Raw genomic sequence first — 13,940 nt, forward strand, 5'->3', positions numbered from 1 at the left:
AGCCAAACGCTGAGCGGCTGTTTCTTTATGTCGATTCAAACAAAAACACCTGGCCCAGAGCGCATATTCCATGCGGGCTGCAGGCCAGGCAAGCCGGAAAGCCGCATGGAATATGCGTGAGCGGCACGGCATCTTCGTGGACTTGGCAGCGGTTTGATATAAAAATCAAATAGCCAAAAAAATAGCCCAGCGACCTGACAAGCGCTGGACGACTCACTGCACTGCCGCGCAGTCGAGCATTTAGATAAGACTAGCTACACCTTTTTTGCCAGACGCAAATTGAATAACATTTTGTCCTGGCGCTTTTTCGTCGAAGAGTTCCAGAGTCTGAATGTATCTAGAAAATTCGCCTCCCAGTTCCGCGTGCTTCATGCCCAATGCGATAGTAGCCTTTAAATATCCTAATTTGGAGCCGCAGTCATAACGCGTAGCAGCGCAACGGTAAGCATAAACCGCTTGATCCTTAAGCAAGGCGGCGATGCCATCGGTGAGCTGGATTTCTCCTCCCGATCCTTTGCCTAATTTTTCCAGATAAGAAAAAATCTTATTCGATAACACGTAACGACCAACCACAGCTAAGGTCGAGGGTGCTAGATCAGGGGACGGTTTTTCGACGATGCCGTGCATTATTTCCATACTATCTTTATACGGGGTCCCACTGACAATGCCGTATTGGCTGGTGAATTCTCGCGCAACATTTTGTACTGCGATGATGCTGGCACCTTCTTGTTGATACAAACGCGTCATTTGTGCAATGGCCGATTGATAGCCAGGAGCTGCATCCATCAAATCATCTGCCAGTAATACGGCAAACGGTTCGTCGCCGATCGCTGGTCGCGCGCACAAGACGGCATGACCAAGGCCCAGTGCGGCCGGCTGACGTATGTAAATGCAGTTAACGTTTTTAGGAATGATACTTTGTACGAGTTCTAGCAATTCGTGTTTACCGGATCTTTCCAATTCAGATTCCAGTTCATAGGCGGTGTCAAAATGGTCTTCAATCGCACGTTTGTTGCGCCCCGTGATAAATACCATTTCTGTAATGCCCGCCTCCACCGCTTCTTCAACTGCATACTGAATCAAGGGTTTATCTACGACCGGCAACATTTCTTTCGGCTGTGCTTTGGTTGCAGGTAAAAACCGGGTACCGAGACCGGCGACAGGAAATACTGCCTTTCTAATTCTGTTCATTTCATTTCCCCAAAATGTTTTTTATTTGGCTTTATCGACACAACATATAAATACTATTTTTTATCTTCACGCTTTTTTGAATCTTTAACGACTTCCTCAACGCCTCGCTGACCGTGCAAATCGGTATCAACAAGACAGCGTTGCAAGTCTTTATAAGCCTGCTTCATTATTTTTCTTGGTACGATGGGCTGCACATCAGGTTGTTCATCACGGTCATGCGGCAAAAGTGGAAGATTTGGATTGTCGATAGGATCGATCTTTACTTGTGATGTCACTCGTATGGGTTTCATAAACTCTTTCGTGTAAAAAGCTTGACGCAGATAACTCTGGGGCACATGCCAACTGTAACGAAATTTCACTACCCATTCCTGATTCCAGTAAACTAGGAATAGAACTCAGGTTAGTATTACATCGCACATTGAGACGAAATTTGGTGCTGGTATTTTTCCCGACCGCCAGCCCCGGTAGATCAAGGGTTAAGGAAACATAACTCCGATGACACTTGCGTCAAACGAATACCATCTTTAAAAACAGCGCCATACTCAACAATGCATGTCAGCTGGTTTTAACTAACTGCCCTCGAAGATTCAGTCAGGAAGATATTGATACTGTATCGATATGTCACACTTTGTTCTGTGCGATAAGACACATAGGAAAAAAGATCCGGATCATTTTTATTTATATAAAAGGACTTACGTAAAACCGCCCCAAGATCGTTGCGCTCGCCATGCCATACTAAAGTACTGTCTTCGACGGTACGCCTAGCTGGGACAATTTTGTGTAAGTCGTATTTAAGAACGAGAGATGATTGAGACTATAAGAACAATTCCTAAAGGCAAAGAGCCCGGTATAAAGCGGGCTCTTTGCCTTTCGTGAAACCAACGTTACTTGTACACGTGTTTAGGATTGAAGAAATGAGAGTAAATCGGCGTTTAGTCGATCAGCATGCGTATGTGTCAGACCATGCGGTGCACCCTGATATATTTCTAGCCTGGCCGTATTGATGATTTTGGCTGATGCGAGCCCGGCTGCAGCGATAGGAACAATCTGATCGTCATCACCATGGACAATCAGGGTTGGTAGATCAAATTTTTTCAGATCTTCAGTGAAGTCTGTCTCAGAAAATGCCTTTACGCAGTCAAAAGTGCTCTTGCTTGAAGACTGCATGCCAAGCAGCCAAAATGCATCCTGCATCCCTTTTGTCGCGCTAGACCCTGAGCGGTTTGCGCCAAAAAATGAAGTGCTGATATCTTGATAGGCCAGTGATCTGTCGAACCGGAGTTTTTCCCGCATCTCGTCAAATACCGCTATTGGCGTGCCAACCGGATTAGACTCAGTCTTTAGCATCAGTGGCGGCACCGCAGAAATCAAAGCTGCTTTGCTTAAGCGCCCGGTGCCGTGACGACCTATATAACGCGCCACGTCACCACCGCCCATAGAGAATCCAATCAGGCTAACCTGCTGCAAATCCAAGGTGTCTATCAGTGACGCGAGATCATCGGCGAAGGTATCCATATTATTGTCGCTCCATGAATCGCTGGAGCGACCGTGTCCACGACGATCGTAAGCAATGACCCGATACCCGTTGCATGCCAGGTGCTGCATCTGTATATCCCAGCTATCGGCATTGAGCGGCCATCCATGCGATAGAACTACCGTTGGTCCGACTCCGCCCGCTTTATAGTAAATCTCAATTCCGTCTTTGGTCATGATGGTACTCATATATAACCTTTCTTGTGATGATTAAACCTCGCGTTTATATGACGCGGTGTCGATACATTGAATGTTACTCAAGCGTGTCTATCAATACTGGTATTGCAATTGGATTAAAACCTAGCCATTCGCCGTTCACAATTTTTCCTTCGCTACGCTCAATATGCTGAGCGCCAAACGAGCGTAGAACCCGAATCGCGATTTGCTCTTCGCCGGTGTCAATAACGTTTACGCCAACCATCATCCCGGATTTACGTTGTTCATATCGATTTTCGCCATCAGCCTCTGCGTCGCCCTTATCTCGCATTTCTGCAAAGCTACCGACTAGCGAGCCAACATGCGCGCCTACCGCAGCACCTAATGCGGGAGCAAGTACGCCAAGTACGGGTAAGCCAACCAACCCCACCACGGCACCCACTGCACCTCCGCCGGCGATACCGACGGCGCTACCCGTGCCTGAGTCTTTCGTGCCGGGTGAATCGTCCCGATCGCCTCCTAGCGGCAACAAATCATGCTGCCCCGGTGGATTTAAATAAAAGGAGGTAATTTCATTTTCTGAGAATGCCGCTCTCTGTAACTCATCGATGACATCCTGCACCTGCTCTTGTTGCTGTAATCCACCCGCTATGATGTGTGTCATTTTGTTGCTCCGGTAAGATAGATTGCTGTTAAACAGCGATCCTGAAATTGATAAAAATAGTCTCGAAGAATGAGCTGAACTAATTTTTAGTTTCGACAGGTATTGGGAATCGCTTATTTGGCAGAAACATGCCAGATCACATTGCCGACATCATCGGCGACCAGCAGGGCCCCCCACTTATCGATAAAGACTCCTACCGGACGTCCATAGGCGAAACCGTCCTTACTAAGAAAGCCCGTCAGCACGTCAATCGGCATGCCAGATGGTTTACCTCCCTCAAAAGGTACAAAAATCACTTTATAACCGCTGTGTGGACGCCGGTTCCACGATCCGTGTTGACCGACAAACATGCCATTGGCGAACATGGCTGGCAAGGTGTTACCCTGGGCGTTGGCCAAACCCAAAGAGGCGGTATGGGCACCGAGTGCATAATCAGGTGCAATCGCTTTGGCTACCATCGCCGGCTGTTGTGGCTGCACACGTTGATCAATATGTTGGCCGTAGTAGCTATAAGGCCAACCGTAAAATGCACCATCGCGTAGCGATGTCATGTAGTCAGGCACTAAATCGCTGCCAAGTTCATCTCTTTCATTGACCGCAGTCCATAACAATCCACTCTGGGGCTCCCAGGCCAAACCAACGGGGTTGCGCAGGCCAGAGGCAAAGATCCTGTGCCCGCCACTTTTAATGTCGACCTCCCAGATTGCAGCGCGTTCTGCCTCGACCTCCATGCCGCGCTCTGCAACATTACTGTTGGAACCTACCGTCACATATAATTTGCTGCCGTCCTGGCTGGCGATAATATTTTTGGTCCAATGATGATTAATTGCTCCCGCCGGCAAATCAATTAATTTGTTGCCTGCAGAATTGATCTGCAAGTCACCTGTTTTATAAGCAAATCGCCATATCGCGTCCGAGTTGGCGATATACAAATCGTTGCCCACTAAGGCCATACCGAAAGGAGAGTTGAGTCCTCCTAAAAATAGTGAGCGTTGATCTGCCACACCATCGCCATTACTGTCGCGCAGTAACGTAATCCGGTTAGCACTTGCAACACCAGCGCCCGCCCTTTTCATGACCAGACCCATCACCCAGCCTTTGATGCCTTTTGCATCGTCCGGCTTAGGTGGCGCATTGGTTTCCGCCACCAGCACATCACCATTGGGCAAGACATACAACCACCGGGGATGATCCAGATTGCTGGCGAATGCCACCACACGCAATCCGTAGTCAGACTGGGGAGTCACTCCCGCAGGCCATGCTTTTGCCGGAGCGATATTGACTGTAGGGATCAGGGAATGTTGCGGCGCAGGCAAAACCGCTTGAGGTCCGATACCAGCAGTAGCCGGTAAAGTAGCGACTTCACCGCAGGCAATGAGCGCCAGCGAACCAAACAAAAGTCCACCGACACACATTAGCCTCCTCCATGACGCAAATAAAAAGTGCATATTTACCACCAATCAAACACTAGTAGAGCGCCGAGTGCCGCCAATCAGTCACATGACCCATAGCCCCAGTTTCTGCCATGTAGCCAATGCGGAATACTGATAAGCAATTACAAAAAAACCGACACAAGGACACAACAAATGCGTAAGCCGAGCCCTCGATGGATATCACCGGCGTGTCTATTGCGGCTTGGCGGGCGGAACGACAATCACGGTAGTGCCGGGCTTACCGTCTTTACCTTTATCACCGTCGACCCCTTGCAAGCCATCATTGCCTTGATTGCCCTGCACACCGTCACTACCTTGATTACCTTTCAAACCGTCGTTGCCCTGGTTTCCTTTAATTCCTTGATCGCCGGCCACGCCTTGAGTACCAGCCGCACCTTGTGGACCAGCAGGCCCGGGAACTGCGACAGGCTCTGCCGGAGGAGGAGCAACGACGATAGGTCGGTTATCACAAGCCGCCAGAAACAGAACGGGAAGTAACGCAATAAGTGGGAGAATTTTTTTCATATGAATCCTAGAGAAATTGAAAATCGTGGGAGTGGCTAAGTGTTATCCGCAAATAGACCGATACGTGCCAACTAGTCGTATTCAGTAAGATCTCAGCCTAAGCGTAGGCACAGCACATGTCCGTGCGCTGGCACACACATCGCCCTAGCCTCTAAGGAAATATATTCATGACGTCACAAAATAATTAACGGCAATGTCACATCATAAAAACTGATTTCTACCGCAACGAACTGAGTCAGCAAACCGAACTAACTAGCCGCCTGGCTAAGTGAAATAGCCAACAATGCAGGTGCCGATTACAGATACGCAGCACCATGTGCGCTAACGTACAGAGTTGTTTTTTAAAGCGGAATACATTCTCCCTAGCTTAAGAAAAATGTTGTGACTTCGACTGTTTAGCTAAGGGCACTTAGTGATAAGCAAGCTAACACAACGCTGCAATTACATCGTATATTTAGGGAGCCTAATATGTATTTAGCATCTACTGCCTTATCAGCAACCCAGCCGGATACACTTACAAATGCATCTTTACGCGCATTGGTAAGCTCAAATAGGGGATCTAGTGTTTTATCAAAGCCAACTGAATGGCGCTCGCGCGGGAGCTTACAATCAAGCCTGAGTGAGGTTTGTGGTTTGCTGACAATTGCGGCGCCCGAATATTCCAGCGAAGAGAATATTCTATTCCAGCACGTGCACTACAAGACTGGCAAGCGTATCCACACCATAGGTCAAAATTTTGACACGCTCTACATCGTCAATTCCGGCTTCCTAAAGATCGTATGGACGGACGAATATGGTAGTGAACAGGTGTTGGGCTTCCCTATGAAAGGGGATCTTCTCGGGATAGACGCGATTCATTCAAAACGACATGCAACTGAGCTAGTCGCATTATCGGATTGTGACCTGATCTTGCTGCCCTACAAGACGTTTTCAAACTTAGGGCGCAAGTATGCGGAGTTGGAGCAATGTATATTGAGTGTCATGAGCCGTGAACTGGTACGGGAACAGTCCCACATCCGCATGCTCAACGCTTTGGGTGCCGAAGCCAAAGTGGCGCGTTTTCTCACCGAGCTTGGAGAACGCTACAGCCAGCTAGGTTACTCTGGAAAAGTCTACAACCTCAGAATGACACGTCTTGAAATTGCTAGCTATCTGGGACTAGCAATTGAAACCGTCAGCCGTACATTATCTGCATTTCATGAGCTCGGTCTGATTGCAGTCTATCAAAGACAGATCGACATTATCGATGCAAAATCTTTGACTAATTTTCGTAAACTTCCTCAAAGCAAACCAAATATCAATATCACTCCCATCGCTAACACGAAAATAACAGGAAGAAAAGAGAAAATACTGGGTACTTCAATCGCAAAAAAATGTCTGCCTCAATGGAAAAAAGAGAGTGCGGTCATTGCCGTCTGATCGACACTGATACAGTGATGCCGAATACGGATTATTTGATGGGCTGGACACGATGATTAACCGTATATTTTTAAGCTATTTAATCGTAGCAACAATTTTTTCAAGCACAGCATGTGCGTCATTGCCGGACGTTAGCGAAATAAGTAGCAATCTGCTGACACCCGATAACCCAACGGTGACGAATGCAAAAGGTAGACTTAGTGTTAGTAAATCGCGCTCATTGTTGTCCAATCGTTGGAAAAACTCCCACATCGATATCGCCGCAATGGCCGCGCTGGAAGAAGCGGCGACTGGCAAACCGCTAATCGCTGGCAATAAAGTCACCCTGCTCTATGATGGACCGCAAACTATGGAAGCCATGATCACGGCAATCAATGCGGCTAAAGATCACATCAATCTGGAAACCTATATCTTCGATCAAGATGAACTGGGCATCCGCTTTGCGGAGATGCTCATAAAGCGGCAACTATCCGGCGTACAGGTCAATATTATTTACGATAGCGTCGGCACAGTAGGCACACCGCAAGTGTTCTTCGACAAAATGCGTGATGCCGGAATACGCCTGCTGGCCTTTAATCCTATCAACCCTTTACGCCTGACCGGACCATGGGAACCAAATAATCGCGACCACAGGAAAATTTTGGTAGTCGATGGCTTGACCGCTTTTACCGGCGGCGTAAACATCAGTAGCACCTACGCCAACAGTTCATTGTTTCGTTCAAAAACGCGACGTGAAAGCAAAGTGGGCTGGCGTGATACCCATATCAAGATCGAGGGTCCTGCCGTGGCCGCGCTGCAATGGGTATTTTTAAGCACCTGGTTGGGAGAGAAATCTCCAGATCTATCAGACAGCAACTTCTTCCCTCCACTCAAAGACGTTGGCGACAAGCTGGTACGAGTGCTCGATAGTTCCCCTGACGGTGATCACGATATATATAAGGCCTATATCTTGGCCATACAAGAGGCAAAAAAAACCATCCATATTACCAGTGCCTATTTCGTACCGGATCAGGCCATTTTGCAGGCACTAGGCGCTGCGGTGCAACGCGGTGTCGAGGTTAAAATAATCTTGCCCGGAGTAAGTGACAGTGGCATGGTGTTTCACGCGGCCCATTCGTTTTATAGCGAAATGTTAGCTAAGGGAATAAAAATTTATCAATTGCAAATTGCTGTCTTACATGCAAAGACTGCAGTGATCGATCAGGTCTGGGCGACAGTAGGCTCCACCAATATTGACACCCGTAGCTTCCTACATAACAAGGAAATCAATGTCGTGGTGTTTGGCGCGGAATTTGGCATTGCGATGGAAAACGCCTTTATCGAAGATTTGCGCTACTCCGTTGAAATGACGAAAGAAAAATGGGATCAACGGCCGTTCAACGACAAACTAAAAGAATGGTTCGCACGTCGATTCGAATATTGGCTTTGAGCCGACATGTAATTGGGTATGGGTGCAGCGCTAAAGATACGCATCAAAAACATTTAAACCACGGCAAGGCCAGGGCAATTGCTCACTCTTTGTACGTTGGCGAACTGATGCAAAATCTTCTCTAAGTTAGACTTGTTTTTTAGATCTACAAGGCGGCCCCGTCTATTTACATGCTTGCCATACTTGAAAATATTGATGCGGACAGCAGCGACATCCGTCTGTTGGTCAACATATTTGACGTCTTGCGTCCCAAAAATCCCAAGGACGGCGTTGCTGCATCCGCGAATGTACGCACGCTGTGCCAACTACTCAAAGGTAGTCCGGAGCACGCCTGGGCATTGCGTAACTATCTATTGCGCATACTCGACAGCCGACGTCACACCAGTCTATATACCGATCTAGGAATACTCTCCAACGATGGATTTTTTTCCGAACTTAAGCAGCGTATTTCTTATCGGATATTGCCACCCGCATTGGGAGAGGACTACCTCTCGGATGCGCTTGATCAAATTTTGTACGTTAAAACTGACTGTCTATGGATTAGTGCCGTTCCGGCAGCGGACTGGCTGGCCCTATTTGACACCCTCACGCTGGTTGATAAAACACATTTCAAGGTCGATTTTGACGACAGTAAAGAAATAAATTGCCAAATCGCGATTACTGGCATGTTAGAAGCCATCCGCACTCTCTCTTATCGTGTCTGTGCCATCGGTCTTGAGCCAAAATTAATTCTAATTCATCCAGAAATCGAGAAATTTGAATCGCCATTCCTGACGCAAAATATAGAGATCATCTCCTATCTGGATAGCTATGCAGACTTGCTCAAAGGAGACCTGAGCGGTAGCGAAGATGCAAAACCGATACTCGTGATGCTCGATCAATGCGATGTCATCGTGGTAAAAATACGCAAAAACACGCTACATCAAGGAACCAGTATCCCCCTCACCTATTTACTGATCGTACTGACGCAAAGTATCTCCCGTTTGCGCAAACTGCTGTTTCTAATCGACGTCACGGGTAATTTGCCCGATCCGCCTAAACTCAAACAAAATTTAAGCACAAGTTCAGACTCTGTTTCGAAACATAGCGCGGAGAAGGACATAAAGATTGAGAGCACTCCCGATTGCAACCAGGAACAAATCATTAGCCCACGCCGTATGGCTGCGGTGGCGCTAGCACACGAGTTAATTGAAGAACACAATAATAAATATGACGTTGGCGACCTCATTTCAGATAATCTCGATCTGCTAGCGCGTAACGTAACTGAAAATGCCAGCCGTACTGGCGAGCACTATATTGCAGAAAGTCGCGCTGTGTACTGCGCCATGTTCCTGTCATCCGCCGGGGCCGGTTTCGTCATAGGTTTCATGGCCTTACTAAAAATTCTTGCGTCTTATTTACGCGCAGCCCCGTTGGCGGAAGCTTTTTTGTATAGCCTCAATTACTCACTTGGATTCATGTTAATCCATGTTTTACACTTCACCGTTGCGACCAAACAACCCGCAATGACCGCCTCGCGCATTGCATTAGGCCTACAAAGTCAAGATGGCAGACATATCGATATTGACAGCATGGCAGAACTGATTATCAAAGTACTGCGTACTCAGTTTATTGCAGTACTGGGCAATCTGGCCACCGCAATTCCTACCGCGTATTTGATTGCCGTCAGCTATGTCACTATCACGGGCCACCATTTGGTGTCGCCAGAAAAAGCCATTCATCTGCTACATGATATTGATCCCATCAATAGTCTGGCTTTATTCCATGCCATGATTGCAGGTATCTGTCTATTTCTGGCCGGTCTCATTTCGGGTTACTACGACAATAAGGCTTTGTACACTCGTCTGGCGCAACGGGTAGCGCAATTACGTAGGCCTGGCCGTATCCTGGGGCAAGAGAGATTGCAAAGGCTGGGGCATTATGTAGAAAACAATCTGGGCGGATTGATGGGTAATTTTTATTTCGGCATACTGCTAGGCACCATAGGTACTCTGGGTGACATGCTAGGCTTACCCATAGATATCCGCCACATTACCTTCTCCGCAACCAATTTCGCGACCGCCATAGTCGGCCTGGATTTCCACGTGACGTGGCAAATGTCCTTACTCTCAGTCTTCGGCATACTTAGTATAGGCGCGGTCAACCTGTTAGTCAGTTTCGGACTGGCACTGATGGTTGCATTGCGTGCGCGTCAAATAAGTTTCAAACATCGGGCGCAACTACTACAAACCCTGGCACATAGATTCTGGAATCGTCCTATAGATTTTCTTGTCCCGCCCGGACCAATTGAAGACCTTGCGACAGTGGTGGGAGAGGCAGGTGCCGATGCTGAGGAAAAGAAGCAGTAAACTAGCCAACACAATCAATCCCTTGTTCGGCACTAATCGATAGTTACCAATAAAAATGCCCTTATCATCGACAAGGGCAGTATCTATTTCGATCCACAAATCAATGCAATTTCTGCGTCCACTCAATTGCGATAGATTGACTTCGATAGCTTAGTTAAACAATTTACTTCTTAACGCTCATTTTATTAACGACGGCACTGACGCCTTCAATACCTTTGGCAACGTCAAGCGCGTGATTCAATTGAAGTGTGCTATCGACAAAGCCACTCAACTGCACTTCGCCTTTTCTGGTGCTCACCGATATTTCCATGCTTGCCATCACAGGGTCTTGCAGCATCGCAGACTTCACTGCGGCTGTGATCACGCTATCATCAATTTTATTCCCAACTGACTGTTTCCCTTCTTTTAAACTCATTTTATTGTCAACATTCCTTACCCCTTCAACGCCTTTTGTCACCAGGATACTGCGATCAATTTGCGCCTGGTTATCCGCAAAGCCGCTCAACATGACCTCACCTTTGCGCGTCACTACCTTGACATCAAGACTCTTGACATAATCATCGCCCAATAACGCCGCTTTTACTTTCGTCGTCACGACCGAATCATCAATTTTATTGCCGATGCTGGTAGGTTCGGCTTTACCTGTCGTGTCGATTACTTGAGTACAGGCAGACAATGGAACGAAGAGAGCGCAGGCAGCCATGGCAGCAGCGATGGTCGAGCGGTGTGGCAGCATAATCATGATTTATCCAATTTAAAATGACTCAGAGTTAATATAGTCGAATGCAAATTCAGTGTGCTTCATCCAACAATGTTGATCTGTGCGCCAGCGAACACAAAATCACATTTTTTGAATAAAAGTCTCAAGATAAAAAATTTTGAAAATGCACGCGGCCAGAGCGCATATCCCATGCGGCTCGCAGGCCAGACAGGCTGAAAACCCGCATGCTTATTGCGCGTGCAGATGCTGCTCCGTGGGAAATCATGTTATCGATTTTTTCATCAGATGGAATTGGGTCGAGCTGGGGACAGAGCTAACGCCAGAGCTTGTGGTGCCCTTTCGTTAAATCGACATGGCATGACGATGCTCAGTACATGATCGACCGTAGGTTTTATTAAATTCAGATCAAATTCCCACTATTTGGCAATTTCCGATAGTGAGCAATTGCGAAAATTGATCAGCCGTCAATGGCCGGCTAAAAAAATTTCCCTGCCCTTCTTCGCAATTCAAGGTCTTTAAAAAACTCAGTTGTTTCTGATTTTCTATCCCTTCAGCAATGACGCGCAGCTTTAGGCTATTTCCCATGCTAATGACTGCACCGACAATAATGCCATTATCTGTATTGGCAAAAATACCGCGCACAAAAGACTGATCGATTTTAAGCACGTCTATTGGAAACTGCTCCAGATAACTTAAACTGGAGTAACCTGTCCCAAAATCGTCTACGGCTATATGCACCCCCATATCTTTAAGATCTTGCAGAATGATGGCACTAGCTTGTGCATCATGCATCAACACGCTTTCTGTGATTTCCAATTCGAGGTGACGTCCATCCAATCCGGTTTCATGCAAGATACTTCGGACTCCTTCAAGAAAATGCATATGTCTGAATTCGACGGCGGAAATATTGACTGCAACCGAAACAGGAGCGAGCCCAGCAGCGATCCATCGCTGCGCCTGAAAGCATGCCTCACGCAACACCCAACGACCAATAGGTACGATCAATCCACAATCCTCTGCCGTCGCCATAAATCGTTCAGGTAGTACCATTCCCCACTCTGGATGCATCCAGCGCAACAAGGCCTCGGCCCCCGTCACTTTATCGTTATCCAAATTTACCTTGGGCTGGTAGTGCAAAATAAATTCATTTTTTTCGATGGCACTGCGCAGATTGGCCTCGATAAGCTGCCGTTCAACTGCGCGAATATTCATTTCATTTCTAAAAAACTGGTAATTATTCCGACCTTTTTCTTTGGCGTAATACATCGCGGTATCTGCATTTTTGATCAAAGTCTCGGCGTCTTCACCGTCAGCCGGATAGACACTGATACCAATACTGGTCGTTACATGCAATTTTTCGTCGCCGACATGATGTCCCAAGGTCAAGGTACTCAGTATCTTATTGGCAGTCGACACGACATTTTCTTCGCAACCGCTTTCAGACAATAGGATGACAAATTCATCCCCGCCCTGTCGGCTCACTGTATCTGAAGCGCGTACGCAGTCGATCAAGCGTCGCGTGACAGATTGCAGCAGCAGGTCACCTGCGGCATGCCCCAACGAGTCGTTGATATGCTTAAAATTATCCAGATCCAGAAAAAGTATAGCTAGTTGCGCGCCATTTCTATTTGCCAGAGATATAGCCTGCTCGATGCGATCTTTCAATAGCACCCGATTTGGTAGATTTGTTAAAAAATCGTGCTGCGCCAGATGGGTCATCTTTTTTGTCATCGCATGCGCCACACTGATATCGTGGAACACTATGACAACCCCGCAAGCTTGACCGTCCCAGTCGTTAATTGATGCTGCAGAATCCTCAATCAAGGTTTCACTACCGTCACGACGAATCAGCAAGGTTTCGACAGCCAAGCCTATCACCTCGTTCTTTTGCAATACCAGTTCGACCGTATTACGCACCGGCTCACGCGTCACTCCACTAACGATCTTGAATACATCTCCGATCGGATGTCCAAACGCGTCCTCCCTGTCCCATCCAGTGATGGTTTCTGCTGCAATATTGAGATAGTCAATATTACCTTGCATGTCGGTACAGATCACGGCATCACCTATCGAGTTCAGGGCTATTTCTGCACGTGCTTTTTCTTTGTAAAAACTTTGTTCAACCGTTTTACGTTGAATAATATTGCGTATCGTTTGCGGTACCAGACTGCTGGCAAAATACCCTTTTGCGAGATAGCCTTGCGCCCCGCGCTGCACCGCCTCGACTGCCAAGCCTTCATCTTCTACCGTGCCCAATGTCATAATAGGCGTGTGTGGTGAGGCCGAGAACAGAAGGTCAAAAGTGTCGATCCCCTTACTGTCTGGCAAGACTAAATCTACCAAAACGGCGTCAATCCCCCCCATACTCAGACGCTTAAGAGCGGTTGCCAGATAACGTACCCACTCGACTTCAAATGGACCATCTCGCGCGCTGCCAAGGACATCTGTCAATATATTCGCATCGACAGGATGATCGGTAACAATCAGAATTCGGTACGCCATTTTCTCAACTCTTTTCTGC

The 13,940-nt window shown here is 47.4% G+C and carries 11 protein-coding genes; 3 read left to right on the forward strand and 8 right to left on the reverse strand.

What is annotated here, in order from left to right:
- Positions 1 to 240: 240 nt before the first annotated feature.
- From galU to ACO0K8_RS04310, 6 genes are all read right to left on the reverse strand, one after another.
- Positions 241 to 1,191, reverse strand: a complete 951-nt coding sequence (gene galU / locus ACO0K8_RS04285) for a UTP--glucose-1-phosphate uridylyltransferase GalU (protein WP_422945376.1) — start codon at positions 1,189 to 1,191, stop codon at positions 241 to 243.
- 53 nt (positions 1,192 to 1,244) lie between these two features.
- Entirely contained in the window at positions 1,245 to 1,550 is a 306-nt protein-coding gene (locus ACO0K8_RS04290; protein WP_422945377.1) for a hypothetical protein, read from the reverse strand.
- Between the two features lie 541 nt (positions 1,551 to 2,091).
- Complete coding sequence (locus tag ACO0K8_RS04295; RefSeq protein WP_422945378.1) at positions 2,092 to 2,913, reverse strand: alpha/beta fold hydrolase; 822 nt, start codon at positions 2,911 to 2,913, stop codon at positions 2,092 to 2,094.
- Positions 2,914 to 2,977: 64 nt separating this feature from the next.
- Positions 2,978 to 3,544, reverse strand: a complete 567-nt coding sequence (locus ACO0K8_RS04300; protein ID WP_422945379.1) for a hypothetical protein — start codon at positions 3,542 to 3,544, stop codon at positions 2,978 to 2,980.
- Positions 3,545 to 3,657: 113 nt separating this feature from the next.
- Entirely contained in the window at positions 3,658 to 4,959 is a 1,302-nt protein-coding gene (locus ACO0K8_RS04305) for a PQQ-dependent sugar dehydrogenase (RefSeq protein WP_422945380.1), read from the reverse strand.
- A gap of 210 nt (positions 4,960 to 5,169) precedes the next feature.
- Positions 5,170 to 5,502 carry a collagen-like protein gene (locus tag ACO0K8_RS04310; RefSeq protein WP_422945381.1) on the reverse strand — a complete coding sequence of 111 codons (333 nt, stop codon included), beginning with the start codon at positions 5,500 to 5,502 and terminating at the stop codon, positions 5,170 to 5,172.
- 468 nt (positions 5,503 to 5,970) lie between these two features.
- Here ACO0K8_RS04310 and ACO0K8_RS04315 point away from each other — a divergent pair, with 468 nt between their 5' ends.
- The 3 genes from ACO0K8_RS04315 (at position 5,971) to ACO0K8_RS04325 (ending at position 10,698) form a co-directional block, all read left to right on the forward strand.
- Complete coding sequence (locus ACO0K8_RS04315) at positions 5,971 to 6,921, forward strand: Crp/Fnr family transcriptional regulator (protein ID WP_422945382.1); 951 nt, start codon at positions 5,971 to 5,973, stop codon at positions 6,919 to 6,921.
- 52 nt (positions 6,922 to 6,973) lie between these two features.
- On the forward strand, positions 6,974 to 8,350 hold the full coding sequence (gene cls / locus ACO0K8_RS04320; protein ID WP_422945383.1) for a cardiolipin synthase: 1,377 nt from the start codon (positions 6,974 to 6,976) through the stop codon (positions 8,348 to 8,350).
- A gap of 170 nt (positions 8,351 to 8,520) precedes the next feature.
- Positions 8,521 to 10,698 carry a site-specific recombinase gene (locus tag ACO0K8_RS04325; protein ID WP_422945384.1) on the forward strand — a complete coding sequence of 726 codons (2,178 nt, stop codon included), beginning with the start codon at positions 8,521 to 8,523 and terminating at the stop codon, positions 10,696 to 10,698.
- A 163-nt stretch (positions 10,699 to 10,861) separates the two neighbouring features.
- Here ACO0K8_RS04325 and ACO0K8_RS04330 read toward each other — a convergent pair whose 3' ends face one another.
- Complete coding sequence (locus tag ACO0K8_RS04330) at positions 10,862 to 11,440, reverse strand: BON domain-containing protein (protein WP_422945385.1); 579 nt, start codon at positions 11,438 to 11,440, stop codon at positions 10,862 to 10,864.
- A gap of 384 nt (positions 11,441 to 11,824) precedes the next feature.
- On the reverse strand, positions 11,825 to 13,921 hold the full coding sequence (locus tag ACO0K8_RS04335) for a putative bifunctional diguanylate cyclase/phosphodiesterase (RefSeq protein ID WP_422945386.1): 2,097 nt from the start codon (positions 13,919 to 13,921) through the stop codon (positions 11,825 to 11,827).
- Between the last annotated feature and the right edge of the window lie 19 nt (positions 13,922 to 13,940).

It is taken from the genome of Undibacterium sp. Ren11W (genome assembly GCF_049340485.1).
Classification (GTDB): Bacteria; Pseudomonadota; Gammaproteobacteria; order Burkholderiales; family Burkholderiaceae_D; genus Undibacterium.

Bases quoted from the DNA above. Each gene is read 5' to 3' on its own strand.
- ACO0K8_RS04310 (WP_422945381.1), bottom strand. From the start codon at position 5,502: ATGAAAAAAATTCTCCCACTTATTGCGTTACTTCCCGTTCTGTTTCTG.
- ACO0K8_RS04305 (WP_422945380.1), bottom strand. From the start codon at position 4,959: ATGTGTGTCGGTGGACTTTTGTTTGGTTCGCTGGCGCTCATTGCCTGC.
- ACO0K8_RS04335 (WP_422945386.1), bottom strand. From the start codon at position 13,921: ATGGCGTACCGAATTCTGATTGTTACCGATCATCCTGTCGATGCGAAT.
- ACO0K8_RS04315 (WP_422945382.1), top strand. From the start codon at position 5,971: ATGTATTTAGCATCTACTGCCTTATCAGCAACCCAGCCGGATACACTT.
- ACO0K8_RS04325 (WP_422945384.1), top strand. From the start codon at position 8,521: ATGCTTGCCATACTTGAAAATATTGATGCGGACAGCAGCGACATCCGT.
- ACO0K8_RS04330 (WP_422945385.1), bottom strand. From the start codon at position 11,440: ATGATTATGCTGCCACACCGCTCGACCATCGCTGCTGCCATGGCTGCC.
- galU (WP_422945376.1), bottom strand. From the start codon at position 1,191: ATGAACAGAATTAGAAAGGCAGTATTTCCTGTCGCCGGTCTCGGTACC.
- ACO0K8_RS04300 (WP_422945379.1), bottom strand. From the start codon at position 3,544: ATGACACACATCATAGCGGGTGGATTACAGCAACAAGAGCAGGTGCAG.
- cls (WP_422945383.1), top strand. From the start codon at position 6,974: ATGATTAACCGTATATTTTTAAGCTATTTAATCGTAGCAACAATTTTT.
- ACO0K8_RS04295 (WP_422945378.1), bottom strand. From the start codon at position 2,913: ATGAGTACCATCATGACCAAAGACGGAATTGAGATTTACTATAAAGCG.